Raw genomic sequence first — 26,270 nt, 5'->3', positions numbered from 1 at the left:
CCCGCCGGGTGAGCCGGGGCCGCCCCGCACGACAGCCATACTTGGGGACATGCCCAGAGAGTTCCCCATCGGCCTCACGCCTCCCGACTGGCTGGTCAGGAACCTCCAACCGCAGCGGGCGTCCGTCAACTGGGCCGCCGTCGCCCGTGCCGCCGTCGCCCTGGCCCTCCCGCTCGCCATCGGCCTCGCCGCCGGACAGCCGGCCTACGGCGCGCTCGGCTCCATGGGCGCCCTGTCCGGGGTCATCAGTGACACCGCGGACGCCTACCGCATGCGGATCCTCAACATCGCCGTACCGCAGCTGTTCGGCGCGGTCGGCGTCACGATCGGCGCGCTCGCCCTCGGGCGCGGCTGGCTCACCGTCGCCGCCGTCACCGCGGTCGCGCTGGTCTCCGGGATGATCTCGACGATCGGCGCCGTGGCCTCCGTGTCCGGACTGCTGCTGCTCCTGAACTGCTCGATCGGCACCGGACTTCCGCTGCCCGGGCAGTGGTGGCTGGCGCCGCTGCTGATGTCCGGCGGCGGGCTCCTCGTCCTCGCCCTGGCGCTGCTCGCCTGGCCGCTGCGGTCGGGGGTGCCGGAGCGGGCCGCCGTCGCGAGCACCTACCGGACGGTCGCCGACCTGCTCGCCGCGAGCGGCACCGACGCCTACGACGACCTGCGCTTCACCGTCACCGAGTCCCTCAACCAGTCGTACGACCTCGTCCTCGCCCGGCGCGCCTTCCACCACGGCCGCAGCCCCGACCTCGTCCGGCTGCTCGCCCAGCTGAACGCCCTCACACCCGTCGTCGAGGCCGCCCCCGCCGCCCACCACTACGGCGAACCGATGGCCGCCGCGATCCCCGCCGCCGTACGCCGTCTCGCCGACGCCGTGGAGACCGGCTGCACGGGACCGACAGGGCTCCACCTGCCCACCCCCGTCAACGAGACCGCGCGCGCCGTCGACCACGCCCTGCGGCACGCCGCCGACGTCGTGACCGACCAGGCACCGGACCCGCACATCCTCGACGACCGCCTCGGCCGGCCCGCCGGCCTGCGCGTCCGCGCCGCCCGCGCCGCCCGCAACGTCGCGCTGTCCGCCGCCTCCTGGCGCTACGGCCTTCGGCTGGCCCTGTGCATCGGCCTCGCCCAGGTACTGGTCTCGACCCTCCCGGTGCCCCGCTCGTACTGGGTAACCCTCACCATCACCTTCGTGATGAAGCCCGACTTCGGGTCGGTGTTCTCCCGGGCGCTGCTGCGCGCGCTGGGCACGGTCGTCGGGCTCGTCGTCGCCGCCGCGGTCCTCACCGTCGTGCCGCCCGGCTGGTGGGACGTGTCCGTCCTGCTCCTCCTCGGGCCGCTCATCCCGGCGTTCACCCCGCGCGGCTACGGCTATCAGACCGCCGCCATCACCCCGGTGATCCTGCTGCTCTCCGACGTCCTCAACAACCAGGGCACCGGGCTGCTCGTCCCGCGCCTGGTCGACTCCCTCATCGGCTGCGCGATCGCCCTCGTCGCCGGGTATCTGCTGTGGCCGGAGAGCTGGCACAGCCGCGTCGGCGACCGGCTCGCGGACACCGTCGCGGACACCGCCGGTTATGTGGAGCTGGCGTTCGCGGACGGCGCCGACCCGGCCGCCCGCGCCCGCCGAAGGCGCCGCCTCTACCGCGACCTCTCCGCCATCCGCACCGAGTTCCAGCGCGCCCTGACCGAACCGCCGCACACCGGGCGCCGCGCCGCCGCCTGGTGGCCGCTCGTGGTCGCCGCCGAACGGATCGTGGACGCGACCACCGCGGCCCGCGTCCGCGTCAAACAGGGCGCACCCGGGCCGTCCGCCGCCGAGGTCGCCCACGTCGCCCTCCAGCTCCGGGAGCTGGCCGAGGGCCTGCGCGAGACCGAAGTCCTCGTCGCCGTCCGCACGGATCTCACCGGCCCCTCGGGCAGCGTGCTCGAACCGCTCCGCCAGGAGGTCGCGGCGGCACGGGCGATCGCGTCACCGCACTGATCCCGCGTACGAAAGGCGGGGGCACCCCTCGGTACAAGGCGCGCCCCCGCCGTCGTACGTACTCCGTCTCCGTACCGCTAGACCCCCACGTCGCAGCCGTCCGTGCGCCACACCGCGACCACGGCCGGGCGGACGATCTTCCCGGGCCCGTCGGGCCAGACGCTCGCCGGCTTCTCGACGGAGGCGCCGTCGATCTCACCCGGGTGCTGGACGGCGACGAGCACGCGCCGGTCCTGGACGATCGGCCCGCAGGTCTCCGCGCCGGTCGGCACGGTCAGGAACTGCTTGAGCTCACCCCGCCGCTCGCCCTTGGTCGCGACGCCGAACAGACCGTCGTGCGAGCCGAGTTGGTTGCCGTCGGTGGAGATCCACAGGTTGCCGTGCGGGTCGAAGGCCACATTGTCCGGGCAGGAGATCGGGCTGACCTTGTCCTTCGGGAAGCCCGCGAAGTAGGTGGCCGGGTCGTTCGGGTCGCCCGCGACCAGGAAGAGCGACCAGCCGAAGGCGGTGGCCTCGGCGCGGCCGCGGGCCTCGGTCAGCTCCAGGATGTGCCCGTGCTTGTTGGAGTTGCGCGGGTTGGCCTCGTCGGCGGCGGCGAATCCGGTCCTGCCGCGGTTGGTGTTGTTGGTGAGCACGACATAGACCTTGCCGGTGTGCGGCGAGGGCTGGATGTCCTCGGGCCGGTCCATCTTGGTCGCGCCGACCTTGTCACCGGCGAGCCGGGTGAAGACGAAGACCTCGTCGGCCGTCATCCCGTCGACGTGCGACACGGCGCCGTCGGCGGTCGCGGTGGCCAGCGGGATCCACTCCCCGCTCCCGTCGAACGCGCCGTCGGCCGGCAGCTTCCCGCTGCCGTCGATGTCGGTGGCCGGGGAGTCGCCGGTCAGCCGGGCGACGTACAGCGTGCCCTCGTCGAGAAGCGAGAGATTGTGCTCGCGGACGGCCCTGCTCGCCCCCTTCTTCATGCGCTTGCTGCCGACGAACTTGTAGAAGTAGTCGAAACGCTCGTCGTCGCCGGTGTAGACGACCGGACGGCCGTCCTCCGTCAGCCGGACGGTCGCGGCCTCGTGCTTGAAGCGGCCGAGCGCGGTGTGCTTGCGGGGCGTCGAGGCCGGGTCGTACGGGTCGAACTCGACGACGTACCCGAAGCGGTGCACCTCGTTGGGCTCCTGGGCGACGTCGAACCGCCGGTCGAAACGCTCCCACTTGCGCTCGGTGGCGCCCGTCCCGATCCCGTACCGCTTGTCCGTGGCTCGGCTGCTGTTGGCGAAGTACTGGTTGAAGTTCTCCTCGCCGTGGAGGGTGGTCCCCCACGGTGTGGTCCCGCCCGAGCAGTTGTTGAGGGTGCCGAGGACCTTGCGCCCGGTCGGATCGGCGGAGGTCTTCAGCAGATCCGAGCCGGCGGCGGGGCCGGTGAGCCGGAACTCGGTGGTGGCGGTGACGCGACGGTTGAGGGGATGGCGGGGGACGGCGGTGAGCCTGCCGGTGCGGTGGTCGCCCTCGACGACGACGGCGGACAGACCATGCGCGGCCCAGGCGACCTCGACCTGGTCACGGGTGGGGTTCTCGGCGTCGTAGCCACGGAACATCAGGATCTCGTCGGTGTACTCGTGGTTGGCGACGAGAAGCTGCCGGCCGCGCTCACCGGGCAGCGGGAGGAGTGCGAGGAAGTCGTTGTTGTAGCCGAACTGGCCCGCCTGGGCCTCGCCGGTCTGGTTCTCCGGGTCGAAGGCGGGGGCACCGCGGAGGATGGGCTCGCCCCATCGGACGACGACGTTCTGTCCGTATCCGGGAGGGATGACGACGGCGTCGGTGGTGTTCGGAGCGACGGGCGCGAAGCGCAGCCCGCGCGCGCCCTTGGTGGTGGCGGCGGTGCGAGCGCCGGACGCCTCGGCGGCTGCCGCCTCGGCGGCGCCGGTGCCGACGACCGCCGCGCCCGTCGCCGTGGCCACCGTCACGACGGCCGCGGCGCGCATCATCGAGCGGCGGCTGAGCGCGCCGGCGATGACGTCGCCGACGTACGTGTTGTCGCTGGTGTTGGGCACCTCGTCGAAGCAGGCGTCACCACAGCGGAACCGACAGGTCAGGGCGGAGCGCCCGCCGGGATGTGTTCCTGTCGTTCCCGGCGTTCCGATCAACGGCAGCAGTTTGCGCACTTTACTCTCCCCATACGATCCCTTGGTGTGAGCGTGACGCTAGGGGGACGTGCGTGCAGGAAGGCTGCACTCCGGTTAACGAAGAGTGAACCCGAGGGAGCGGTAGGGGTGTTGACACGACGGCGTCACGGGCCCCCGCCCCTGCCCAAGATCACTGGCGACGGCCGCTAACCTTACGTGTCCGTCCTGGCCAGGGATTGACGGGCATCAACTCACGCGAAGGGTTGCGCACATGGGCATTCTCACTCTCCTGCGGAATGCGTTCGGCCGCTCACGCAAGGGTCGTGACGCCGACGCGGAGACCTCGCGAGAGGCGACGTCCCCGACGGTTCCGTCCCCGTCCACCGAGCCGGCCCCCTCCGAGGAGGCCGAGCTGACCCCCGCACGGGAGGCCGAGCTGACCCCCGCACGGAAGGCCGAACCCGAGACCAAGCCGAAGATTCCGTCCCCTTCGTCCGAGCCGAAGTCGTCGGTCGTGGACGAGCTGGTGTCGGCCGCCTTCGACAACGTGACGGTCCCGAAGCAGACAGCACCGACGGAGCCGGCGGCGAAGGCCGAGCCTGAGCCGGTGGCCGAGGCTGAGCCGGTGGCCGAGGCCCAGCCCGAGCCGGATCTCGCGGCGGAGGCCGAGCCTGAGCCGGTGGCGAAGGCCGAGCCCGAGCCGGTGGCGGAGCCCGCGGCCGAGGTCGAGCCTGAGCCTGTGGCCGAGCCCGAGCCGGTGGCGGAGGCCGAGCCCGTGGTGGAGCCGGTCGCCGCTGAGGAGCCCGAGCCGGTCGCCGCAAAGGCGGACCAGCCGGTCGCCGCTGAGGCGGACCAGCCGGTCACCGCGGAGGCGGACGAGTCGGCAGCCGCCGACGGCGATCAGGCCCCACAGGGGCCACCCGCACCCGACGACGAAAGCAGCACGGGCGGTGCGGGCGGGAAAGACGACCAGGCCGAAGGCGAAGCCGAGGCCGCACCGGAGCCCGCACCGGCACCCGCACCGGAGCCCGACGCCGCACCCGAGGCAGAGGCCGAGCCCGACGCAGAGGCAGAGGCAGACGTGGAGGCGGACACCCCCGTCAAGCCCGCCGTCCCCCTCACCCGCGTGAAGTCCCGAGCCCCAGGCCTGGTAACGGCGTACAAGGAAGCGGGTACCGCGCTCAAGACGCGGGACCTCACCGGCACCCGCGCCAAGACCTACCTCGTCCTCGACCGCTCCGCCAGCATGCGCCCGTACTACAAGGACGGCTCCGCCCAGGCCCTCGGCGAGCAGGCCCTCGCCCTCGCCGCCCACCTCGACCCGGAGTCGACCGTCCACGTCGTCTTCTTCTCCACGGAGCTGGACGGCACCGGCGAGCTCACCCTCACCGAGTACGAGAACAAGATCGACGACCTGCACGCGGGGCTCGGCCGTATGGGCCGTACCAGCTACCACGCCGCCGTCGAAGAGATCCTCACCCACCACCAGAAGTCCGGCACCACGGACCCGGCGTTGGTGATCTTCCAGACGGACGGCGCCCCCGACGCCAAGACCCCCGCCACCCAGTCCCTCACGGACGCGGCGAAGGACCACCCGGGCGTCTTCTTCTCCTTCGTCGCCTTCGGCGAGCACGACAACAAGGCCTTCGACTACCTCCGCAAACTGAAGACCGACAACACCGCCTTCTTCCACGCGGGCCCGACCCCGCGCGAGCTGACGGACGCCGAGGTCTACGAGGGCGTGCTGGAGAACTGGCGCCCCTGACCCCCAGCCGCCACCCGCCACACCCATGGCAGACCGGGCCGCTCCCTTCCCACCCATCAGAACGGGAAGCGGGCGGCCCACCCATGTCGGCTACGATTTCAAGGTTCACCGACGACGACCCGCCGACCCGAAAACCGACGATCGTCACCCCACGTAGCGACTTGGGAGCAGCCCGCGATGGCTCGACACCTCATCACCAGCGCCCTTCCGTACATCAACGGGATCAAGCACCTGGGCAACATGGTGGGGTCCATGCTCCCGGCGGACGTGTACTCCCGGTACCTCCGCCAGCGCGGCCACGACGTCCTCTACATCTGCGCGACGGACGAGCACGGCACCCCCGCCGAGCTGGCGGCGAAGGAGCAGGGCCTGCCGGTCGACGCGTTCTGCGCACAGGCGCACGACGCGCAGAAGGCGGTGTACGACGGTTTCGAGCTGGCCTTCGACTACTTCGGCCGCAGCTCCAGCCCGCAGAACCGCGAGATCACCCAGCACTTCGCCCGCCGCCTGAACGAGAACGGCTTCATCGAGGAGCGAGCCATCCGCCAGGTGTACTCGCCTGCCGACGGCCGCTTCCTCCCGGACCGCTATGTGGAGGGCACCTGCCCCCACTGCGGCTACGACAAGGCGCGCGGCGACCAGTGCGAGAACTGCACCCGCGTCCTCGACCCGACCGACCTGATCAACCCGCGCTCGGCCATCTCCGGCTCGACGGACCTGGAGGTCCGCGAGACGAAGCACCTCTTCCTCCTCCAGTCGAAGCTCCAGCACGAGGTCGAGGAGTGGGTGGCCCGGCACGAGGAGGAGTGGCCGCAGCTCGCCTCCTCCATCGCCCGCAAGTGGCTGACCGAGGGCCTGCACGACCGCGCGATCACCCGTGACCTGGACTGGGGCGTCCCGGTCCCGGCCGACACCTGGCCGGAGCTGGCCGCCGAGGGCAAGGTCTTCTACGTCTGGTTCGACGCCCCGATCGAGTACATCGGCGCGACGAAGGAGTGGTCGGACCAGGACCCGGAGAACCGCGACTGGAAGTCCTGGTGGTACGAAGCCGATGACACCGTGCGCTACACGGAGTTCATGGCGAAGGACAACGTGCCCTTCCACACCGTGATGTTCCCGGCCACTGAGCTGGGCGTGCGCGAGCCCTGGAAGAAGGTCGACTACGTCAAGGCCTTCAACTGGCTGACGTACTACGGCGGGAAGTTCTCCACGTCCCAGAAGCGCGGCGTCTTCACCGACCACGCGCTGGACATCCTGCCCGCGGACTACTGGCGCTACTTCCTGATCGCCAACGCCCCCGAGTCGGACGACTCGTCCTTCACCTGGGAGCACTTCACGGCCACGGTGAACAAGGACCTGGCCGACACCCTCGGCAACTTCGTCAACCGCGTCCTGTCCTTCTCCAAGAAGCGCTTCGGGGAAGAGGTCCCGGCGGGCGCGGAGGCCGGCGAGGCGGAGGCGAAGCTCGGCGAGGAGATCGCGAGCCTGCTGGCCGAGTACGAGACCCAGATGGAGGCCCTCCAGTTCCGCAAGGCGGCGGCCGCCCTGCGCGCCCTGTGGTCGGCGGGCAACTCCTACCTGGAGGAGAAGGCCCCCTGGCTGGAGATCAAGACCAACCCCGAGGGCGCGGCCCTGACCCTGCGTACGGCGATGAACCTGATCCACCTCTACTCGGTGGTCTCGGAGCCCTTCATCCCGGCGTCGTCCCGAGCGATGCGCTCGGCGTTCGCGCTGCCGGACGACACGGCGACGTGGGTCACGCCGGCCGAGGCGAAGTCCCTGAACTCGGTCCCCGCCGGTACCCCCTTCACGGTCCCCCCGGTTCTCTTCGCCAAGATCACGGACGAGGACCTGGAGACGTACAAGGAGCGCTTCGGCGGCGCCCCGGAGTAGCGGCAGCCACGCAACCGAGGGCCGGGAACGAGCAGGTCCACGCCGCGTACCTGCTGATACGCGACACCATCCTGTTCACCGACCGCCGCCTGATCCTCGTCGACAAGCAGGGCATCACGGGCAAGAAGGTGGAGTACCACTCCATCCCGTACCGCAGCATCACCCACTTCTCTGTGGAGACCGCCGGCACCTTCGACCTCGACGCCGAGCTCAAGATCTGGATCTCCGGCACCGCGGCCCCCGCCGAGAAGACCTTCACCAAGGGCGTCGGCATCTACGAAGTCCAGGCGATCCTCACACAGTTCGTGGCGAAGTAGCGCCGCGCGCCGCGACCCGGCGCGTTCCGGCTCCATCTGCGACGACGCGGCACCCTCCCCGCGATGACCCCGCCAACCCCTGCTAGCATCCGCACACTTGTGCGAGGGTGGGGACCCTCGCGGGGAGGGAAACTTCACGTGGGCAGAGACGCCCTGAGACGGGGCGGGCCGACCGCCCTCGTCTCCGCACTCGTGGTCGCCGTCGCGGCCGGATCCATCACCTTGTTCTCCGGTACGCAGGACGGCGGCGGCGCCGCGCGGGCCGCCACCACGGCAGCCACGGCCGATTCCGCGGCCGGGGCCACGGAGATCGTCCTGGACGATCCGCGAACCGCGAACATCCGCAGCGACCGGCTGCTCGCCGCGGGCGAGACCGGCTTCCTGCACCGGCAGGGCGGTGTCGCGGGGCTGCTCTGGACGGACTACGACGACGGAACGACCGTCACGGTCGAGGGCCCGTCCGGGGTTTACAAGCCGACCACCACCACCTGCTGGGACATCTCGATGCGCTGCGCCTCGGGCATGTACGGGCAGTCCGCCGACACCGTGGCCCTGCCGGACCGTACCTACGGCGACCCGGTGTCGCTGTGGAGCCCGGACGGCAGTGCGCTCAGGACCGTCGACCTGCGGCAGTCGGCCGACTACATGGGCACGTACGGCAACACGCTCGTCACGACCGAGTGGAACGGCGTCGTCGACGGCCAACAGCTGGACGGCTACTGGCTGCACCTCGTCGACTTCGTCGACGGCAAGCAGCGCGACCGCGTGGTGAGCGGCTACCCGACCGGCGGGTCCAGGGGCTCGGGCGTCCCGCGCACTGGTGACGAGAACGGCTTCCTGCTGTCGTACGGCGTCGACGACCCGAACAGCGACGTCGACACGTACACCGTCAGCTACCTCGACTTCGCCACCGGTCAGCTCACCCCGGTCTTCACCGGCCTGGACGCCGCGCCGGAGCTGGTCCTCACCGACGACCGCGTCGGCTGGTACACGGTCGGCTCCGGTCTGCACGTCAAGCCCCGCACCGACTTCACCGCCGCGGAGACAGTGGTCGTGCCCGAGGTGACGACCGTCGACGCCCCTGTCCCGGTCCTCGTCGGCGACTGGGTCGTACTGACCGCACCCGACGCCGTCACCGCCGTCTCGCTGACCGACGGCTCCACCCGCAGACTCCTGAGCCGCTCGTTCGGCACCCCGCTGGCCACCCCCGAGGGCGGCGCCCTCATCACGGGCGGCACGAACACGAGCGATTGGTGGATCCACCGGATCACCGCCGGCACGGACGGCACCCCGCAGCTGAAGAAGCTGTACAAGGTCGCGCCGTACGAGAACCCCAAGACCGGTCTGGCGCTCAGCCGCGGCAGCCTGCGCATCGCGGAGGAGAACCCCAGCAGCACCCTGGACACCACCTCGCTGCGCACGCTCACCACCGACGGCGGAACCGAACTGACCGTGTCCGCCGCCACGGACGGATCCTCGATCGGCCCGGTGTGCCCGTACCCGGGAGCCGACTGCTCGGCGATGTGGGGCAACTACGACGGCAAGCCCCGGGACGTCCACCTGGAGACGTTCTACGACGGCGACGAAGGCGGCACCGGGCTGAGCCACGCGGACCGGCTGGCCCGTATCGGCGACGGCGCGGGCGTGGCCGACCTGGAGTTCGGCACCGAGGGCGGCGCGATCGTCGACGTCTCCGACGACTACGCCGTCTACAACTCCGGTGGCTCGACCCCCATGCAGTACGTCGGCGAGTTCGGCCAGGGCCAGAAGCTGAAGCGCTCCATCCGCGCCGCCGCCCTGAACGGCACCATCCTCTGGAGCGCCACCTCCACCGCCGGCCGGCTCACCTCGTACAGCCTCACCACCGACAAGGCCCTCGCCACCGTGACGGTCCCGAATCTCGCCTGCGTACCGAGCGAGCTGCAGGCGGCGGGCCGCTGGGTGTACTGGGCGTGCGGCACGAGCTCGGCGGGCGTGTACGACACCAAGGCGCGTACGTCCGTGGCCGTCACCCCCGGTGACGTTCTCCTCGGCGACGGCTTCACTGTCCGCCACGACCACGACGCCGACCGGCTGGTCCTGACCGAGGCGGCCACTGGCACCACCCGCGTGATCGCCTCCGGCCTGCCCGACAGCGGGCTCGCCGTCGACCGCCGCTACCGCTGGACGGTCGACGAGTACACGGGTCTGGTCGCGTGGTTCGACACGTACGAGCAGACGCACGTCGCCACCACCGGCGTCACCCCGTCCGCGGTGACGGCCTTCGAGACGGCGGCCGGCGGCTACGTGGACCCGAACGTGCCCTTCGAGGGCCGGTGGCTGCTGTCCCGCCCAGTCACCTCCTGGTCCCTGACCTTCACCTCGATCCAGAGCGGCGCGAACGGCAAGGCCACCCGCACCATGACGGGCGGCGCCTCCTCGGCGTGGACGTCGGCGAACTGGAACGGCAAGACGGCGAGCGGGAGTTACTTCCCCAACGGCCACTTCACCTGGACCCTCAAGGCGACGGGCCTCGGCACCTCCACCGCGACCACGGTGGCCACCGGCAAGGGCTTCCTCACCCGGGGGGCCGCCGTACGCCACGACTTCACCAGCCCCGACGGCCCGGACGGCCGCGGCGACCTGCTGACCCTGAACTCCTCCGGCGGCCTCACCTTCCAGAGCGGCACCGGCACGGGCAAGTTCAACTCGAAGTACACCGGCACCGGCTGGTCCACCACCGTCACGGCGGTCCCCTTCGGCGACCTGAGCGGCGACCGCTGCAACGACGTCCTGGTGCGCTACAGCAGCGGGGCGCTCCGCCTGTACAAGCCGGGCTGCGGCAAGGCGGTCACGCCGTCGACGTCCTACACGACCCTCGCCACCAGCGGCTGGACCCAGTACAACGCGCTCACCTCGCCCGGTGACGTGAGCGGCGACGGCCGCCCGGACCTCATCGCGCGGGGCGCGTCGACCGGGACCGTCTACCTCTACAAGGGCACGAGCGAGGGCAAGCTCGCCGCCCGCGTGAAGCTCTACGACAACTGGAAGGGCTACAAGAAGATCGTCGGCGTCGGGGACATCACGGGCGACGGCAAGGCCGACCTGCTCGCCCAGGACACCGCGAACACCCTCTACCGATACGACGGCAAGGGCGACGGCACCTTCGCCGCCCGCGTGAAGCTGTTCACCAACTGGGGTGGCTCCTACAACGCCGTCGTCGGCGTCGGCGACATCACCGACGACGGCAAGGCCGACCTGGTCTCCCGGGACACCAACGGCAACCTGTACCGCAACAGCGGGGACGGCAAGGGGTCGTTCGGTTCGCGTACGACGATCGCGACGGGGTGGGGCGGATACAAGTCCCTCTCCTGAGGGACCTCACCTGCTGTAGGGCGCCCGGGACTGCACGTCCCGGGCGCCCTCGTCGTCGTACGGGCAACCACGACGCCGCGGCCGACGCCGGCACGAACACTTCCCGGGCCCTCTCGGCAGCCGGTCCGAGGGTGGCCCCCGCTTCTGGCATGTCCCCGCTCACCCGTATGGTTTCCGCCATGGCAGTCCCAGTCCCCGAGGTCATTCCGATCGCCTACGAGCCGAAGCACCGCACCGAGACCATCGGCCGGTACGCGGACGGTCAGTTCCTGGCGTCGATCACGTACGCCTTCCCCGAAGGGTTCCGTCCCGACGACGGCTGGGAAGAGCACAAGCGCCTCTACACGGTGCTCCACACCTTCGACGCCGAGGGGCGCTACCGCGACTCGGAGGTCTGGTGTGCCGGCACCTGGGCCGAGCAGCAGCGCGACCCGCACGGCGACAACTCGGTGCTCTCCCGCGCCCGCGTCCACCTGGCGAAGCTCCTGCGCAGCCTCCCCCGCCGCTCCTACACGGAGATCGCGATCCGTCCCTTCCAACTCACCGTCGACGGCGTGCTGTTCGGCCTGGTTACGGGAGAGGACGACGGCGAGGCCTGGGCCGAGCTCTACCCGGACCGCCTCGGCTTCGCCGAGCCGTGGGACGGCACGTACGACACCTGAGCAACCCTTCACAGTCGGCAACTCGCCCACTCTGGTGGAGAGTTGTCCGCTCCAAAGTTTGATGGATCTCGGCGCGGACGATCTTCGCGTATCGTCCGCCCTGCTCCACGTCGTTGCCCTCGACGGCGCCAGGAGCGTCGGTCCGCGTCGTTGCCGTCATCCCTCCTCCACGGCCGGCCCACGGGGGCCGGTGTCCCCCACGGTGGGAAGGTCGCCGATACGGGCGGCGTGAACGTTCCTTCCCGTCTCGAAGGAGTGAACGTTCTAAATCGCCCGGACGCCCCGGCCCTTGATCCACCTAGGTTGCCCACATGGTCACATCAGCTCACGAGGCCTCGCACCGGATCTTCCAGGAGCGACCGGAGATCCTCACGCCTGTCTTCGGAATCCTGGGCATCCCGCTGCCCGAGAAGGCAACAGTGGACGTACTCACTCCCGACGCAACGGAGTTACGCCCCCTCGAACGCCGAGTTGACAGTGTGCTGCGGATCGGCCCGTCCGACGGAGACGGTTTCCTGCTCGCCATCGAGGCGCAGGGCCGTCGGGACGCGGACAAGGAGTCGAGCTGGGCGTACTACGTGTCGTACCTCTGGGCGAAATACCGCCTCCCGGTACTGCTGCTCGTCGTCTGCCAGGACCGGGGCACGGCGAAGTGGGCGGCGGGTCCCTTCTCCTGCGGGGCTCGGGGCTGGACCGCACAGACCACAAACCCCCTGGTCGTCGGGCCGGACAACCTACCGGTGATCACGGAACGGAGGGTCGTGGCGGAGAACGTCGCGATGGCGGCCTTTTCCGCTGTCGTACACGGCCGCAGCACGGAGGGCACAGCCATACTGGATCCACTGGCCCGCGTGCTCCAGTCAATGGACGGGGAGTCCGCCGAGTACTACTACGAGTTTGTGGAAGTCGGTCTGGGGGCCACCCCCGCCGGAGACAAGTGGAGGGAAATCTTGAGTTTCGTCAGCTACTTCCCCGGCCGGGGCACCGTTCGCGAGACGGCGTACCTCGAAGGCAAGGCCGAAGGAAAGGCCGAAGGAAAGGCCGAAGGCAAGGCCGAAGATCGGGCCTCGCTGATTCTGCGTGTGCTGGACAAGCACGGCATCCCCGTCTCCGAGGACACCCGCGACCGCATCACCTCCTGCACCGACCTCGACACCCTCGCCCTCTGGTTCGACCGCGCGCTGACGGCCACCACTGCCGAGGCCTTGTTCGCCGAGGAGCCGGAAACCGACCAGGACCAGGCCTGACCCTCACCGGGACGCAGCGTCGAGGCATGGCGAAAGGGCCCGGAGCCAGTGGAGTTCCGGGCCCTTCGTGCGTACGGGGCGCTACGACGCCGACGCCGAGGCCGACGCGGTCGGCTGGGTGTCCGTGCTGTCGTGGGTCTCGTCCGGGGCGACGCCCATCGTCAGGTGGGCGTGGACGCCCTTGGCGATGTGCTTCTTGTCGTACGTGAGGTGGAGGAGACCGCCCTCGTGGCCGTTCTGGGGGTAGATCGTGTCCTCGGTGAGGGTCGTACGGGTGGTGGCGTTCGTGGAGTACGGGGACACCTCCGCCGAAGCCAGGACCGCCTTCTCGGCGAAGAAGAGCTGGCCGGTGTGGCAGGTGTGGCCGCCCTCGTAGCCGGCGGAGGTCCACTCGCCGTCCACGTGGACCTTCACATGGATGTGCACGCAGCGGCCCTGGTACCAGCCCGGGAAGACCGTCTGGAAGGTGACGTAGCCGTGCTTGTCGGTCTTCCCGGTGCCGCGCAGGTAGCGCTCGTCGTCGGTGGGCTCCGAGTGGCCCCCACCGGTGCCGCCGGAGGGCGCGCCGGACGGGGGCTCGCCCGTGGGCGTGCCCGAGGGGGCGTCGGAGGGCGAGCCGGACGGCGGGGTGCCACCGCCACCGCCGCTGCCCATCGCCTCGTAGCCGGAGTACACGCCCAGCGCCGTGCAGTGCCAGATGTCGACGGCCGCGTCCTTCACGGGCTTGCAGGTGTCCGCGTCGATCACCTTGAGCTTGAGGGTCAGGGGGATGCCCTCCTGGTCCTCGGTGATGTCCTGGCGGATCTTGTCCGCGTCGATGTAGTACGGGCCCTCGGTGGTCTCCGAGGTGAGCTTGTAACACGTCTCGGCGCTCGACGTCGATGACGCTGACGATGACGTCGAGGTGTCCGTGCTCGTCTCGCCCGCGAACGCGCTCACGGCGATACCGCCGCCCACGCCCACGGCCGCGACGGCCGCTCCACCTGCGACGACGACCTTGCGTCGGGTCATGTTCCGTTTGTGTGCCGGTCCTTGGGTCTCAGTCATGGGCCGGACGGTAGGGACGGCACCTGTGACGGACGTGGGTAAGGACTGTGGTTTTGCGTGCTCACGCACAAGTGGCTCGGAACCGGCGTAGGTTCCGAGCCACTCCCACGTACAGGGCCTACTTCGGCTGCGGCTTCCGTACGGAGATGTGCAGCTCCCGCAGACGCGTCTCGTCGAGCTCCGTCGGCGCGCCCATCATCAGGTCCTGCGCGTTGCCGTTGAGCGGGAACGCGATGGTCTCGCGGATGTTCGGCTCGTCCGCGAGCAGCATGACGATGCGGTCGACGCCCGGGGCGATGCCGCCGTGCGGCGGGGCGCCGAAGCGGAAGGCGCGCAGCATGCCGGCGAACTGCTCCTCGACCGTCTCACGGTCGTAGCCCGCGATCTCGAAGGCCTTGAGCATGATCTCGGGCTCGTGGTTCCGGATCGCGCCGGAGGACAGCTCGACGCCGTTGCAGACGATGTCGTACTGCCAGCCCAGGATGTCCAGCGGGTCCTGGGTCTCCAGGGCCTCCAGGCCGCCCTGCGGCATCGAGAACGGGTTGTGCGAGAAGTCGATCTTCCCGGTGTCCTCGTCCTTCTCGTACATCGGGAAGTCGACGATCCAGCAGAAGCGGAAGACGTTCTCCTCGAAGTGGCCGGCACGCTTGGCGGCCTCGACCCGCACCGCGCCCATGATCTTCGAGACCTCGTCGAACTCGCCCGCGCCGAAGAACACCGCGTGGCCGGGGGCCAGCGACAGACGCTTGGTCAGCTCCGCGACGTTCTCCTCCGTCAGGAACTTCGCGATCGGGCCCGTCAGCGAGCCGTCCTCGGCGACCCGGACCCAGGCCAGGCCCTTCGCGCCGAGCGTGACCGCGAAGTCACCGAGCTGGTCGAAGAACTTCCGGGGCTGCGACGCCACGTCCGGCACCGGCAGCGCGCGGACGTGCTTGCCCGCGAACGCCTTGAACTCCGAGCCCTCGAAGACGTCGGTGATGTCGACGAGCTCCAGCTTGGCGCGCAGGTCCGGCTTGTCGGAGCCGTACTTCAGCATCGCCTCGCGGAACGGGATGCGCGGGAAGGGGGACGTCACGTGACGGCCGTTCCCGAACTCCTCGAACAGCTCGGTCATGAGCTTCTCGATGGGCTGGAAGACGTCTTCCTGCTCCACGAAGCTCATCTCGACGTCGAGCTGGTAGAACTCGCCCGGCGAGCGGTCCGCCCGCGCGTCCTCGTCGCGGAAGCAGGGCGCGATCTGGAAGTAGCGGTCGAAGCCGGAGATCATCAGCAGCTGCTTGAACTGCTGCGGGGCCTGCGGGAGGGCGTAGAACTTGCCCGGGTTCAGGCGGGAGGGGACCACGAAGTCACGCGCGCCCTCGGGGGAGGTCGCGGACAGGATCGGGGTCGCCATCTCGTTGAAGCCCAGCGCCGTCATCTTGTGACGGATCGCGGAGATCACAGCCGTACGCAGCATGATGTTGCGGTGCATGCGCTCCCGGCGCAGGTCGAGGAAGCGGTACTCCAGGCGCCGCTCCTCGTTGACCCCGTCCTCGGCGTTGATCGTGAAGGGGAGCGGCTGGGCGGCGCCCAGGAGCTCCACCTCGCTCACCTCGACCTCGATCTCGCCGGTGGGCAGGTCCGGGTTCACGTTCTCCGCGCCGCGCGAGACGACCTTGCCGTCGACGCGGACCGTCGACTCCTTGGAGACCTTGTCGAGGGCCTCGTAGGCGGGCGTGCCGGGGCGTGCGACCAGCTGCGTGATGCCGTAGTGGTCGCGCAGATCGATGAAGAGGATGCCACCCAGGTCTCGGCGATTGTGCAGCCAGCCGCTCAGCCGGACGTCGCTTTCGACGTCAGAGGCGCGGAGCTCGCCGCAGGTGTGGGACCTGTACCGATGCATCGTCGTTCATCCAGTCTTCGCGGATTGGGGTCTGATGATCCGGATCTGCTCACCCGGGTCTGTTTCACGTGAAACGCCGGGGCCGAGGCCCGGACCCCCCAAGGGTACCGGCCACCCCAAGATCGCAACCCCCCATACTCTCGGTGGCAGCTACCGATCACCTCTTCTTACAGTGGGGCCATGCGCACTGGTGAGCCCCTGCCCGCCGTGGGGGACGTCCTGGCCGCCCTCGCCACCGGCCTGTGGCGCTGGAACAACGCGACGGGCCTGGTCACGCTCGATGCCGAGGCCGCCCGACTCATCGGTCTGCCCGCGGAGCCGGCCACGCTCACCGAGGCGGGCGCGCGCTCCCATTTCCATCCCGTCGACTGGAACGAGATCGACGGCGTCGTGCAGCTCGCCGTCGCCGAGGGCACCCTCGCCGAGGCCCGGATGCGGATCATGGACGAGCACGGCCGGGTGATCCGCACCGTCCGCAGCCGCTCCAAGCCGATCGTCGACCCGGAGAGCGGCCAGTACGAGCTGATCGGCACCCTCCAGGAGGTCAGCGAGCAGCCGCCGGGCGCCGCCGCGCGCACCCCCGTCACCGGGGACTGGCGCCGCTCGCGCGAGGCGTTCCTGCTGGACGCGGGCCGGGCACTGGCCGAGGCACGCTCCACGACGGAGGTGCTGCGGGTCGCGGCAGGCCTCTCGATGCCCGGGTTCTCGCCGGACGGGCTCGCCGTCTTCGGCGCGGAGGGCGACCGGCTGACGATCATCGGCCACCACGGGCACCAGCCGGGGGCCGAGGGCCCTTTCTCGCACATGTCCCTGGCCACGGACTACCCGGCCGCGGAAGTCGTCCGTACGGGCCGTGCCGTCTATCTCTCCTCCCCCGAGGAGTACAAAGAGCGCTACCCGGCCTCCTGGCCGCTGGCCCAGACCTTCGGCCGGCAGTCCTGGGCGTTCCTGCCGCTCACCGTCGCGGGCCGCACCATGGGCGCGTGGATGGCGGCCTTCACGTACCCCGTCAGCTTCACCCCCGATGAGCGCTCGGTCCTCACCACCGTCGCCCGCATGCTCGCGCAGGCCCTTTCGCGCGCCGGGGCCGCCGAGACCGAGCGGGAGCTGACCGACGGCCTCCAGCGCTCGATGATGCCCACCCTGGGCCCTCGCATACCGGGCATGAACGTCGCCGCCCGCTATGTGCCGACCGGCGGTGGCCTCCAGGTCGGCGGCGACTGGTACGACATGATCCCGCTGCCCACCGGCCGCTTCGCCCTGGTCATCGGCGACGTCCAGGGGCATGACGTCCGCGCCGCCGGGCTGATGGGCCAGCTCCGCATCGCGCTGCGCGCCTACGCCTCCGAGGGCCACCGCCCGGACGCGGTGCTGTCCCGGGCCTCGCGCTTCCTGTACGGGATCACGGAGTCGGTGACGTACGGGTCGAGCGGCGCAGACCAGGACGCCGGCCATGGCGAGAGCGGCGACCTCCGCTTCGCGACCTGCCTGTACGTGGAGGTCGACCCGGCGACCGGGACGCTCGACATCGCCCGCGCCGGGCATCCGGACCCCGCGATACGCATGGCGGACGGGACGGTGCTGATGCGGCCGACGGCGGGCGGGCTGCCCCTCGGCATCGACCCGGACGCCGACTATCCGACGACCCGGCTCGTCCTGGAGCCCGCCGAGACCATGCTGATCTGCACCGACGGGCTCATCGAGACCGGCGGCCACGACCTCGACACCGGCTGGCGGCGCATCCGCAAGATCCTCGAATCCCACGCCGGCGACATGGAGACGCTGGCCGACGCCCTGGTCCAGGCCGTGCACGGGCCCTCCTCGCACCACACCACCGGACCGCTCGCCGACCGGCGCGAGGACGACATAGCCGTCCTGCTGCTGTGTCGGCAGGGTCCGGGCTGCGGCTGCGGAGACCCGGTCACGACCGTACGGCCGACCGTGCGCCGCACGATGCTGACCGTGGCGCAGGCCGAGCCCGAGCGGATCGCGGGCGGCCGCCAGCAACTGCGCGAGCTGCTGCACGACTGGGCCTCCGAGGACCAGCTGGACTCCGCGGTCCTCCTCGTCTCCGAGATCGTCACCAACGTCCTCGTGCACACCGACGCCGACGCGCTGCTCGTGGCCGAGGTGACCGGCGAGCCGGGCAAGCGGCGGATGCGGGTGGAGGTCACCGACGCCAGCGACGACCTGCCGCACCGGCGCCACCCCGGCGAACTCGCCTCCTCCGGACGCGGCCTGGTCCTCGTCGAACTCCTCGCCGACTCCTGGGGCGTCGACCCGCGGGGCGAGGGCAAGAGCATCTGGTTCGAGTTCTACGAGCCGGCCGAACCCTCCGCCGAGGGGTAACGCGTGCGCAGCTCGGAGACGACCCCGAACGCGGCTGCCGTGAGGGGGACGGCGAGCAGCATGCCCAGGATGCCCGCGACGGACGCGCCCGCCGTGATCGCCAGCATGACCGCCGCCGGATGCATCTGCACGGTCCGGCTCTGGATCGCCGGCTGGAGCACATGCCCCTCCAGGACCTGCACGGCGAGCACGACCCCCAGCGCCCACAGCGCGATGACGAACCCCCGGTCCGCGAGCGCGACGAGCACCGCCACCGCGCCCGAGAGGAACGCGCCGAGATAGGGGATGTACGCCCCGACGAAGACGAGCGCGCCGAGCCCGAGCGCGCCCGGCACCCGCAGGATGAGCAGCCCGACGGTGATGCACAGGGCGTCGATGAGCGCGATGAGCGTCGTCCCGCGCATGAACCCCTCGACGGCCTCGAAGGCCCGGCGGGCCATGGCCTCGACGGTGTCGGCGGTGCCGCGTGGCGCGAGCGATCTGAGCATGCCGGCCGCCCGGTGCGAGTCCCGCAGAAAGAAGAAGACGAGCAGCAGCGCCAGTACGGCCATGGCGATGGACTCGCCCACGACGCTCACGCCACTGATGACGTTGGACGCGGCCGTACCGCCGAACTTGGTCAGCAGGTCCTTGGAGTTGGTGGCGAGGTCGTCCAGCGACGTGCCCGCCGCCCCGAAGTGCTCGGCGACGGACTTCGCGGCCTGTTTGAGCGAGGAGACGATCTCGTGGCCGGTGTCGATGAGCGCGGCGACCACGATGTAGACGGCGCCCCCGACCACCACGACCACGGCGACACAGGTGAGTCCGGCCGCGAGCGACGGGTTGACCCTCACCTTCACCAGCTGCCGGTACAGCGGCCCGAGCAGCGCGGTCCCGAGCAGCGCGAGCAGCACCGGCACCACCGCGGTACGGAACTCCCCGCACAGCCGGATCCCGACCCACACGACGCCGGCGACGAGCAGGACCACGACGCACCACGCGGCCAGCCGTCGGGCACCTTCGGGAAGTAGCTGCACGCTTCCAGCCCAACACGCGCCGGACGGACCGTCCTGTGGGGAGGGCCCGCCCGGGTGACGCAGCGTCAGAGATCCGCTGTACGGGCCGCGGTCCGGACCGTGAGGCCGGCTCGGCTCAGGCGGTGGTGCGGGCTCGGCTCAGGCCGGACACCGGGCTGGAGGCCGGACGCCGGCTCGGTTCAGGCAGTGGTGTCGGCTCAGCTCAGGCCGGACACCGGCTCGGAGGCCGGACGCCGGCTCGGTTCAGGCGGTGGCGCTGGTGATGACGGCGAACGGCGCACCGAACGGGTCCAGGAACATGGCGAGGCGTCCGACGCCCTCGGCGTCGACGGCGGGGATGATGACCGTGGCTCCCAGTTCCTGGGCCCTGGCCACCACGGCGTCACAGTCCTCGACCTCGAAGTACGGGTGCCATTCGGAGGTCGACCCCCGCTGCACGTTCTCTTCCGGGAGCTGCATGATGCCGCCGTGCATGGTCGTCTCGCCGCCGCCCGCGGGCCCGGCGATGGCGTAGACGATGTCCGGGCCCATGGGCATGTCGCGTGTCTCCCACGACAGGACCGTGCGGTAGAAGTCCTTCGCCGCCGCGGCGTTCGTGGTGTAGAGCTCGATCCAGCTGACGGTGCCCGGCTCGTTGACGACCTCCAGACCGTCCATGTCCCGGGGTTCCCACACCGCGAACTCGGCGCCCGTGGGGTCCGTGAAGCCGGCCATCCGCCCCTCGGTGAACACGTCCGAGGGCGGGAAGCGGACCGAGCCGCCGGCCTGTTCCACCGCTTTCGCGGTGGCGTCGGCGTCCTGGGTACGGAAGTAGACCGTCCAGGCGGACGACGCCCCCTCCTCGGTCAGCGGGCCGACGGCGGCCAGGGTCTTGCCGTCCTTCTGCAGAAAGCCGTAGCCCCCGGCCTCCGGTCCCGCGGACTGGAACCGCCAGCCGAACGTGCCCTCGTAGAAGGCGACGGCCGCGTCGATGTCCGGTGTCCCGAGGTCGAGCCAGTTCAGGCCGCCCGGAACATTCGTCGAGGTGAGCATGGGGCGCTCCTAGCAGGTGAGTTGCGGTGGCCCGGACGAACCGGGATGCGGTGGCCCGGAGCGACCGGGGTGCAGCGCCCCGGACGAACCGGGATGCGGTGACCCCGCCGACACGTCTGCCCGACAAGCTACCGGTCGAGCCCCGGGCGGGCATGCCGAACAGCACGCGCGCATGGAAGGGCCCCGTCCGCGGCGACGGACGGGGCCTCCCGTACTCAGTCACACCTCACACGGCGCGGGCCTGCGGCACCGCCGCCCGCCTCCTTACAGGCCGCCCTCGGACATCCCGTGCACGGCGGGAATGGTCCCGAGCCGGCCCTTCTGGAAGTCCTCGAAGGCCTGCTGGAGCTCCTCGCGGGTGTTCATCACGAAGGGCCCGTAGTGGGCCATGGGCTCACGGATCGGCTGGCCGCCGAGCAGCACGACCTCCAGGTCCGGCGTGTGCGAGTCCTGCTGCTCGTCCGCGCGGACGGTCAGCGAGGAGCCGGCGCCGAAGACGGCGGTCTGGCCGGTGTGGACCGGACGACGGTCCGTACCGACGCTGCCGCGCCCGGCGAGGACGTAGGCGAGACCGTTGAAGTCCTCCCGCCACGGGAGCGTGATCTCGGCGCCGGGCGCCAGGGTCGCGTGGACCATGGTGATCGGCGTGTGCGTTATGCCCGGACCCTGGTGACCATCGAGCTCACCGGCGATGACGCGCAGCAGCGCGCCGCCGTCCGGGGTGCTCAGCAGCTGGACCGTGCCACCGCGGATGTCCTGGTACCTCGGGGCCATCATCTTGTCCTTGGCCGGGAGGTTCACCCACAGCTGGAGGCCGTGGAAGAGGCCACCGGACATGACGAGCGCCTCCGGCGGCGCCTCGATGTGCAGCAGGCCCGAGCCCGCGGTCATCCACTGGGTGTCACCGTTGGTGATCGTGCCGCCACCACCGTTGGAGTCCTGGTGGTCGAAGATCCCGTCGATGATGTACGTCACCGTCTCGAAGCCGCGGTGCGGGTGCCAAGGGGTGCCCTTGGGCTCTCCCGGCGCGTACTCCACCTCGCCCATCTGGTCCATCATGATGAACGGGTCCAGGTACTTGTAGTTGATCCCGGCGAACGCACGGCGCACCGGGAAGCCCTCGCCCTCGAAGCCGCTCGGCGCGGTCGTCACGGCGAGAACGGGACGGGCCACGGCGTCGGCCGGTGCCACCACACGGGGCAGGGCCAACGGGTTCTCGACGGTCACTGCAGGCATGTCCGTACCTCCTTGTGCACTGAGTTTAGTTGAGCATTGAACTTTCTGCCACCCGTAACGACGGACGCCCGGAGGGAATTCCCTCCGGGCGTCCGGGATGTCGTACGAGGGCGAAGGCCTATCCGTACATACGGCGCATCGCGAAGTCCACCATCTGCTCCACGGCCTTCGCGTCGAAGACCATCCGGTGTTCGCCCTCCATGTCGAGGACGAAGCCGTAGCCGGTCGGCAGCAGGTCGATCACCTCGGCGCCGGTGATCACGAAGTACTTGGACTCCTTGCCGGCGTAGCGGCGCAGCTCCTTGAGCGAGGTGAACATGGGGATCACCGGCTGCTGGGTGTTGTGCAGCGCGAGGAAGCCGGGGTTGTCACCGCGCGGGCAGTACACCTTGGACGTCGCGAAGACCTGCTGGAAGTCCTCCGCGGACATCGACCCCGTGGTGAACGCGCGGACGGCGTCCGCGAGGGACGGCGGCGACGGCTCCGGGTAGAGCGGCGCCTGCTGGCCGTAACCGCCGGGCATCTGGCCGCCCGGCATCTGCCCGGGCATCTGCTGCTGGGGCTGGGCGTACCCCTGCTGTGCGCCCGCGTTCTGGTCGTAGCCGTACATGCCCCAAAGAGTAGTGGGCCACATATGGACCATCAGGGGTTGATTCTTATTACTGACGGGTAGCATCATCGGAACTACTTGTTGGTACGTGAACTAGATGCGAGGAGCCAGTGCCTCGCCGATCCCTTAACGGAGCCGTCGCCATGGGGCACTACAAGTCGAATCTCCGCGACATCGAGTTCAACCTCTTCGAGGTGCTCGGGCGCGACAAGCTGTACGGCACCGGCCCGTTCGCGGAGATGGACACGGACACCGCCAAGAGCATCCTGGAGGAGCTGACCCGCCTCTCGGAGAACGAGCTGGCCGCGTCCTTCGCGGACGCCGACCGCAACCCCCCGGTCTTCGACCCGGAGACCAACACCGCGCCCGTACCCGCGTCCTTCAAGAAGTCGTACAAGGCCTTCATGGACTCCGAGTACTGGCGGCTCGGTCTGCCCGAGGAGATCGGCGGCACCACCGCCCCGCCGTCCCTGATCTGGTCGTACGCGGAGCTGATCCTCGGCTCGAACCCGGCGGTCTGGATGTACTCGTCCGGCCCCGCCTTCGCCGGCATCCTCTACGACGAGGGCAACGAGGTCCAGAAGAAGATCGCCCAGATCGCGGTCGAGAAGACCTGGGGTTCGACCATGGTCCTCACCGAGCCCGACGCGGGTTCGGACGTGGGCGCCGGCCGCACCAAGGCGATCCAGCAGGAGGACGGCTCCTGGCACATCGAGGGCGTGAAGCGCTTCATCACCTCCGGTGAGCACGACATGGAGGAGAACATCCTTCACTACGTGCTGGCCAGGCCCGAGGGTGCCGGCCCCGGCACCAAGGGGCTGTCCCTCTTCCTCGTCCCGAAGTACCTCTTCGACTTCGAGACCGGCGAGCTGGGCGAGCGCAACGGCGCCTACGCCACCAACGTCGAGCACAAGATGGGCCTCAAGGCCTCCAACACCTGCGAGATGACCTTCGGCGACCGCCACCCCGCCAAGGGCTGGCTGATCGGCGACAAGCACGACGGCATCCGCCAGATGTTCCGGATCATCGAGTTCGCCCGGATGATGGTCGGCACGAAGGCCATCTCCACGCTGTCCACGGGCTACCTGAACGCCCTGGAGTACGCCAAGGAGCGCGTCCAGGGCCCCGACCTCGCGAACTTCATGGACAAGGCCGCGCCCAAGGTCACCATCACGCACCACCCGGACGTGCGCCGCTCGCTGATGACGCAGAAGGCGTACGCGGAGGGCATGCGCGCCCTGGTGCTGCACACGGCGGCCGTCCAGGACGAGATCGCCGTGAAGACGGCCGCGGGCGAGGACGTCAGCGACCTGCACGCGCTCAACGACCTGCTCCTGCCGATCGTGAAGGGCTACGGCTCCGAGAAGGGCTACGAGCAGCTCGCGCAGTCGCTGCAGACCTTCGGCGGCTCCGGGTTCCTCCAGGAGTACCCGATCGAGCAGTACATCCGCGACGCCAAGATCGACACCCTGTACGAGGGCACCACCGCGATCCAGGGCCAGGACTTCTTCTTCCGGAAGATCGTCCGCAACCAGGGCGCCGCGCTGAACTCCCTCGCCGAGGACATCAAGACGTTCCTGGCGCTCGGCACCGGCGGCGAGGAGCTGTCCGGCGCCCGCGAGCAGCTCGCCAAGGCCGCTGTCGAGCTGGAGGCCATCGTCGGCCTGATGCTCACGGACCTCGCGGCGACCGAGCAGGACGTCAAGAACATTTACAAGGTCGGTCTGAACACGACCCGGCTGCTGATGGCCTCCGGTGACGTGGTCGTCGGTTACCTGCTGCTGCGCGGTGCGGCCGTGGCCGCCGAGAAGCTGGAGACGGCCTCCGCCAAGGACAAGCCCTTCTACACCGGCAAGATCGCGGCCGCGAAGTTCTTCGCCGCGAACGTCCTGCCGGGCGTCACGGGCGCGCGCAAGCTCGCCGAGGGCGTTGACCTGGGCCTGATGGAGCTGGACGAGGCGGCGTTCTAACCCCTCCACGGGGCCTCCAGAGCCCCTTCGAGGGACACTCGAAAGCGGAGTCACACCGAACCAGAACTGTCCTTCCGGTCAGGTGTCCGCCCTTCACATCCCCCTTACGAGGGCCCGCTCCCATCCATGGGGAGCGGGCCTTTAGGCGTCGTTAAGGTGAACCCATGCGCGCACCCTCCCGCTTCGATCGCGGCCACACCGACGACCTCATGTCCTTCCTGGCGGCGAGCCCGACGCCGTACCACGCGGTGGCGAACGCCGCCGAGCGGCTGGAGAAGGCCGGGTTCCGTCAGGTCGCCGAGACCGACGCCTGGGAGGGCACGACCGGCGGCAAGTACGTACTGCGCGGGGGTGCGATCGTCGCCTGGTACGTGCCTCGGGGTGCCGAGGCGCACACCCCGTTCCGGATCGTGGGCGCCCACACCGACTCCCCGAACCTCCGGGTGAAGCCGCTGCCGGACAGCGGTGCGCACGGCTGGCGGCAGGTGGCCGTGGAGATCTACGGCGGACCGCTGCTGAACTCCTGGCTGGACCGCGATCTGGGCCTCGCCGGACGCCTGTCGCTGCGGGACGGCTCGACCCGTCTGGTGAACATCGACCGCGCCCTGCTGCGCGTCCCCCAGCTCGCCGTCCACCTGGACCGTTCCGTCAGCACCGAAGGGCTCAAGCTCGACAAGCAGCGGCACCTCCAGCCCATCTGGGGGCTCGGCGATCCCCGTGAGGGCGATCTGATCGCCTTCCTGGAGGAGGAGCTGGGGCTGGCCGCCGGCGAGGTCACCGGCTGGGACCTGATGACCCACTCCGTCGAACGGCCCTCCTACCTGGGGCGGGACAAGGAACTCCTGGCCGGCCCGCGCATGGACAACCTGCTCTCCCTGCACGCGGGGACGGCGGCGCTGGTCGCGGTGGCCACGGGCGACGACGCCGGACTCCCGTACATCCCCGTGCTCGCCGCCTTCGACCACGAGGAGAACGGCTCGCAGAGCGACACCGGCGCCGACGGGCCGCTGCTCGGCAACGTCCTGGAGCGCTCGGTGTTCGCGCGCGGCGGCTCGTACGAGGACCGGGCCCGCGCCTTCGCCGGCACGGTCTGTCTGTCCTCCGACACCGGCCACGCCGTCCACCCCAACTACGCCGAGCGGCACGACCCGACGCACCACCCGCGCGCCAACGGCGGCCCCATCCTCAAGGTGAACGTCAACAACCGCTACGCCACGGACGGTTCGGGCCGCGCCGTCTTCGCCGCCGCCTGCGCGAAGGCCGGCGTGCCCTTCCAGTCCTTCGTCTCCAACAACTCCATGCCCTGCGGCACCACCATCGGCCCCATCACCGCGGCCCGCCACGGCATCAAGACCGTCGACATCGGCGTGGCCATCCTCTCGATGCACAGCGCCCGCGAACTCTGTGGCGCCGACGACCCGTTCCTGCTGGCCAACGCGCTGGTGGCGTTTCTGGAGGGATAGCCCCCGCATGTCCGGGGCCCGGCAGGGTACCCGGGTCGGGCCCGGCACAACGCCGAGTTGCTACTACAAGGAGGCGACACCCATGGGCCTGGGCGGATGCATCATCCTGATCGCCGCAGGGGCGATCCTCACGTTCGCGACCGACTGGAACATGCAGGGGGTCAACCTCCACCTGGTCGGCGTGATCTTCATGATCGTCGGACTGATCGGTGTGGCGACGTTCAGCTCCATCGCCCGACGCAGGCGGGTGGTCGTGCCGTCCGCCCCGGTGGTCGAAGAGGAGCGACACCACCGGGGCGGGTACAGCGACGGATACGGCGCGTAAG

At 70.2% G+C, this 26,270-nt stretch carries 17 protein-coding genes and 1 pseudogene; 11 read left to right on the top strand and 7 right to left on the bottom strand.

The window, feature by feature from the left end; translation table 11 throughout:
* The first annotated feature begins 49 nt into the window (after nucleotides 1-49).
* Entirely contained in the window at nucleotides 50-1,984 is a 1,935-nt protein-coding gene (locus ACFVXA_RS30835) for an FUSC family protein (protein WP_389751926.1), read from the top strand.
* Nucleotides 1,985-2,061: 77 nt separating this feature from the next.
* Here ACFVXA_RS30835 and ACFVXA_RS30830 read toward each other — a convergent pair whose 3' ends face one another.
* On the bottom strand, nucleotides 2,062-4,140 hold the full coding sequence (locus ACFVXA_RS30830; protein ID WP_390027819.1) for a PhoX family protein: 2,079 nt from the start codon (nucleotides 4,138-4,140) through the stop codon (nucleotides 2,062-2,064).
* Between the two features lie 232 nt (nucleotides 4,141-4,372).
* Between ACFVXA_RS30830 and ACFVXA_RS30825 the strand changes: the two genes are divergently transcribed.
* From ACFVXA_RS30825 to ACFVXA_RS30800, 6 genes and pseudogenes are all read left to right on the top strand, one after another.
* Nucleotides 4,373-5,866 carry a VWA domain-containing protein gene (locus ACFVXA_RS30825; protein ID WP_390027817.1) on the top strand — a complete coding sequence of 498 codons (1,494 nt, stop codon included), beginning with the start codon at nucleotides 4,373-4,375 and terminating at the stop codon, nucleotides 5,864-5,866.
* A gap of 177 nt (nucleotides 5,867-6,043) precedes the next feature.
* On the top strand, nucleotides 6,044-7,759 hold the full coding sequence (gene metG / locus ACFVXA_RS30820; RefSeq protein ID WP_383744465.1) for a methionine--tRNA ligase: 1,716 nt from the start codon (nucleotides 6,044-6,046) through the stop codon (nucleotides 7,757-7,759).
* Between the two features lie 29 nt (nucleotides 7,760-7,788).
* A pseudogene (locus ACFVXA_RS30815) lies at nucleotides 7,789-8,076 on the top strand (PH domain-containing protein); the annotation flags it as partial.
* A 138-nt stretch (nucleotides 8,077-8,214) separates the two neighbouring features.
* Nucleotides 8,215-11,430 (top strand): FG-GAP repeat domain-containing protein, encoded by a 3,216-nt coding sequence (locus ACFVXA_RS30810; RefSeq protein ID WP_390027814.1) that lies wholly within the window; start codon nucleotides 8,215-8,217, stop codon nucleotides 11,428-11,430.
* 179 nt (nucleotides 11,431-11,609) lie between these two features.
* A complete protein-coding gene (locus ACFVXA_RS30805) occupies nucleotides 11,610-12,092 on the top strand; it encodes a hypothetical protein (RefSeq protein ID WP_390027812.1) in 483 nt (160 codons plus the stop codon).
* A gap of 311 nt (nucleotides 12,093-12,403) precedes the next feature.
* On the top strand, nucleotides 12,404-13,339 hold the full coding sequence (locus ACFVXA_RS30800) for a hypothetical protein (RefSeq protein WP_384022177.1): 936 nt from the start codon (nucleotides 12,404-12,406) through the stop codon (nucleotides 13,337-13,339).
* An 81-nt stretch (nucleotides 13,340-13,420) separates the two neighbouring features.
* Here the strand turns inward: ACFVXA_RS30800 and ACFVXA_RS30795 are convergent, their stop codons facing one another.
* Nucleotides 13,421-14,350 (bottom strand): intradiol ring-cleavage dioxygenase, encoded by a 930-nt coding sequence (locus ACFVXA_RS30795; protein ID WP_389938311.1) that lies wholly within the window; start codon nucleotides 14,348-14,350, stop codon nucleotides 13,421-13,423.
* Nucleotides 14,351-14,504: 154 nt separating this feature from the next.
* On the bottom strand, nucleotides 14,505-16,268 hold the full coding sequence (gene aspS, locus ACFVXA_RS30790) for an aspartate--tRNA ligase (RefSeq protein ID WP_384400799.1): 1,764 nt from the start codon (nucleotides 16,266-16,268) through the stop codon (nucleotides 14,505-14,507).
* Between the two features lie 180 nt (nucleotides 16,269-16,448).
* Between aspS and ACFVXA_RS30785 the strand changes: the two genes are divergently transcribed.
* Nucleotides 16,449-18,617: a SpoIIE family protein phosphatase gene (locus ACFVXA_RS30785; protein ID WP_390027810.1), complete on the top strand. Its 2,169-nt coding sequence runs from the start codon at nucleotides 16,449-16,451 to the stop codon at nucleotides 18,615-18,617.
* Here the strand turns inward: ACFVXA_RS30785 and ACFVXA_RS30780 are convergent.
* The 4 genes from ACFVXA_RS30780 to ACFVXA_RS30765 all read right to left on the bottom strand — a co-directional run bounded on the left by ACFVXA_RS30780 (nucleotide 18,584) and on the right by ACFVXA_RS30765 (nucleotide 22,511).
* On the bottom strand, nucleotides 18,584-19,633 hold the full coding sequence (locus tag ACFVXA_RS30780) for an AI-2E family transporter (protein ID WP_384400793.1): 1,050 nt from the start codon (nucleotides 19,631-19,633) through the stop codon (nucleotides 18,584-18,586). The genes ACFVXA_RS30785 and ACFVXA_RS30780 overlap by 34 nt on opposite strands.
* Before the next feature lie 243 nt (nucleotides 19,634-19,876).
* Nucleotides 19,877-20,665: a VOC family protein gene (locus tag ACFVXA_RS30775; protein WP_390027807.1), complete on the bottom strand. Its 789-nt coding sequence runs from the start codon at nucleotides 20,663-20,665 to the stop codon at nucleotides 19,877-19,879.
* A 264-nt stretch (nucleotides 20,666-20,929) separates the two neighbouring features.
* A complete protein-coding gene (locus ACFVXA_RS30770) occupies nucleotides 20,930-21,901 on the bottom strand; it encodes a pirin family protein (protein WP_362022332.1) in 972 nt (323 codons plus the stop codon).
* A 118-nt stretch (nucleotides 21,902-22,019) separates the two neighbouring features.
* Nucleotides 22,020-22,511: an SseB family protein gene (locus ACFVXA_RS30765; RefSeq protein WP_362022335.1), complete on the bottom strand. Its 492-nt coding sequence runs from the start codon at nucleotides 22,509-22,511 to the stop codon at nucleotides 22,020-22,022.
* Between the two features lie 143 nt (nucleotides 22,512-22,654).
* Between ACFVXA_RS30765 and ACFVXA_RS30760 the strand changes: the two genes are divergently transcribed.
* The 3 genes from ACFVXA_RS30760 (at nucleotide 22,655) to ACFVXA_RS30750 (ending at nucleotide 26,269) form a co-directional block, all read left to right on the top strand.
* The gene (locus ACFVXA_RS30760; RefSeq protein ID WP_389938314.1) at nucleotides 22,655-24,481 is read left to right on the top strand and encodes an acyl-CoA dehydrogenase; all 1,827 of its coding nucleotides are present in this window, start codon (nucleotides 22,655-22,657) and stop codon (nucleotides 24,479-24,481) included.
* A gap of 164 nt (nucleotides 24,482-24,645) precedes the next feature.
* Entirely contained in the window at nucleotides 24,646-25,944 is a 1,299-nt protein-coding gene (locus ACFVXA_RS30755; protein ID WP_362022341.1) for a M18 family aminopeptidase, read from the top strand.
* An 82-nt stretch (nucleotides 25,945-26,026) separates the two neighbouring features.
* Nucleotides 26,027-26,269 carry a DUF6458 family protein gene (locus ACFVXA_RS30750; protein WP_362022344.1) on the top strand — a complete coding sequence of 81 codons (243 nt, stop codon included), beginning with the start codon at nucleotides 26,027-26,029 and terminating at the stop codon, nucleotides 26,267-26,269.
* The last annotated feature ends 1 nt before the right edge of the window (nucleotide 26,270 follow it).

The sequence above is a fragment of the Streptomyces sp. NPDC058246 genome (genome assembly GCF_042881985.1).
Classification (GTDB): Bacteria; Actinomycetota; Actinomycetes; order Streptomycetales; family Streptomycetaceae; genus Streptomyces.
Note: the sequence above shows the minus strand (reverse complement) of the source record. Positions and strands in the feature narration are given on the sequence as shown.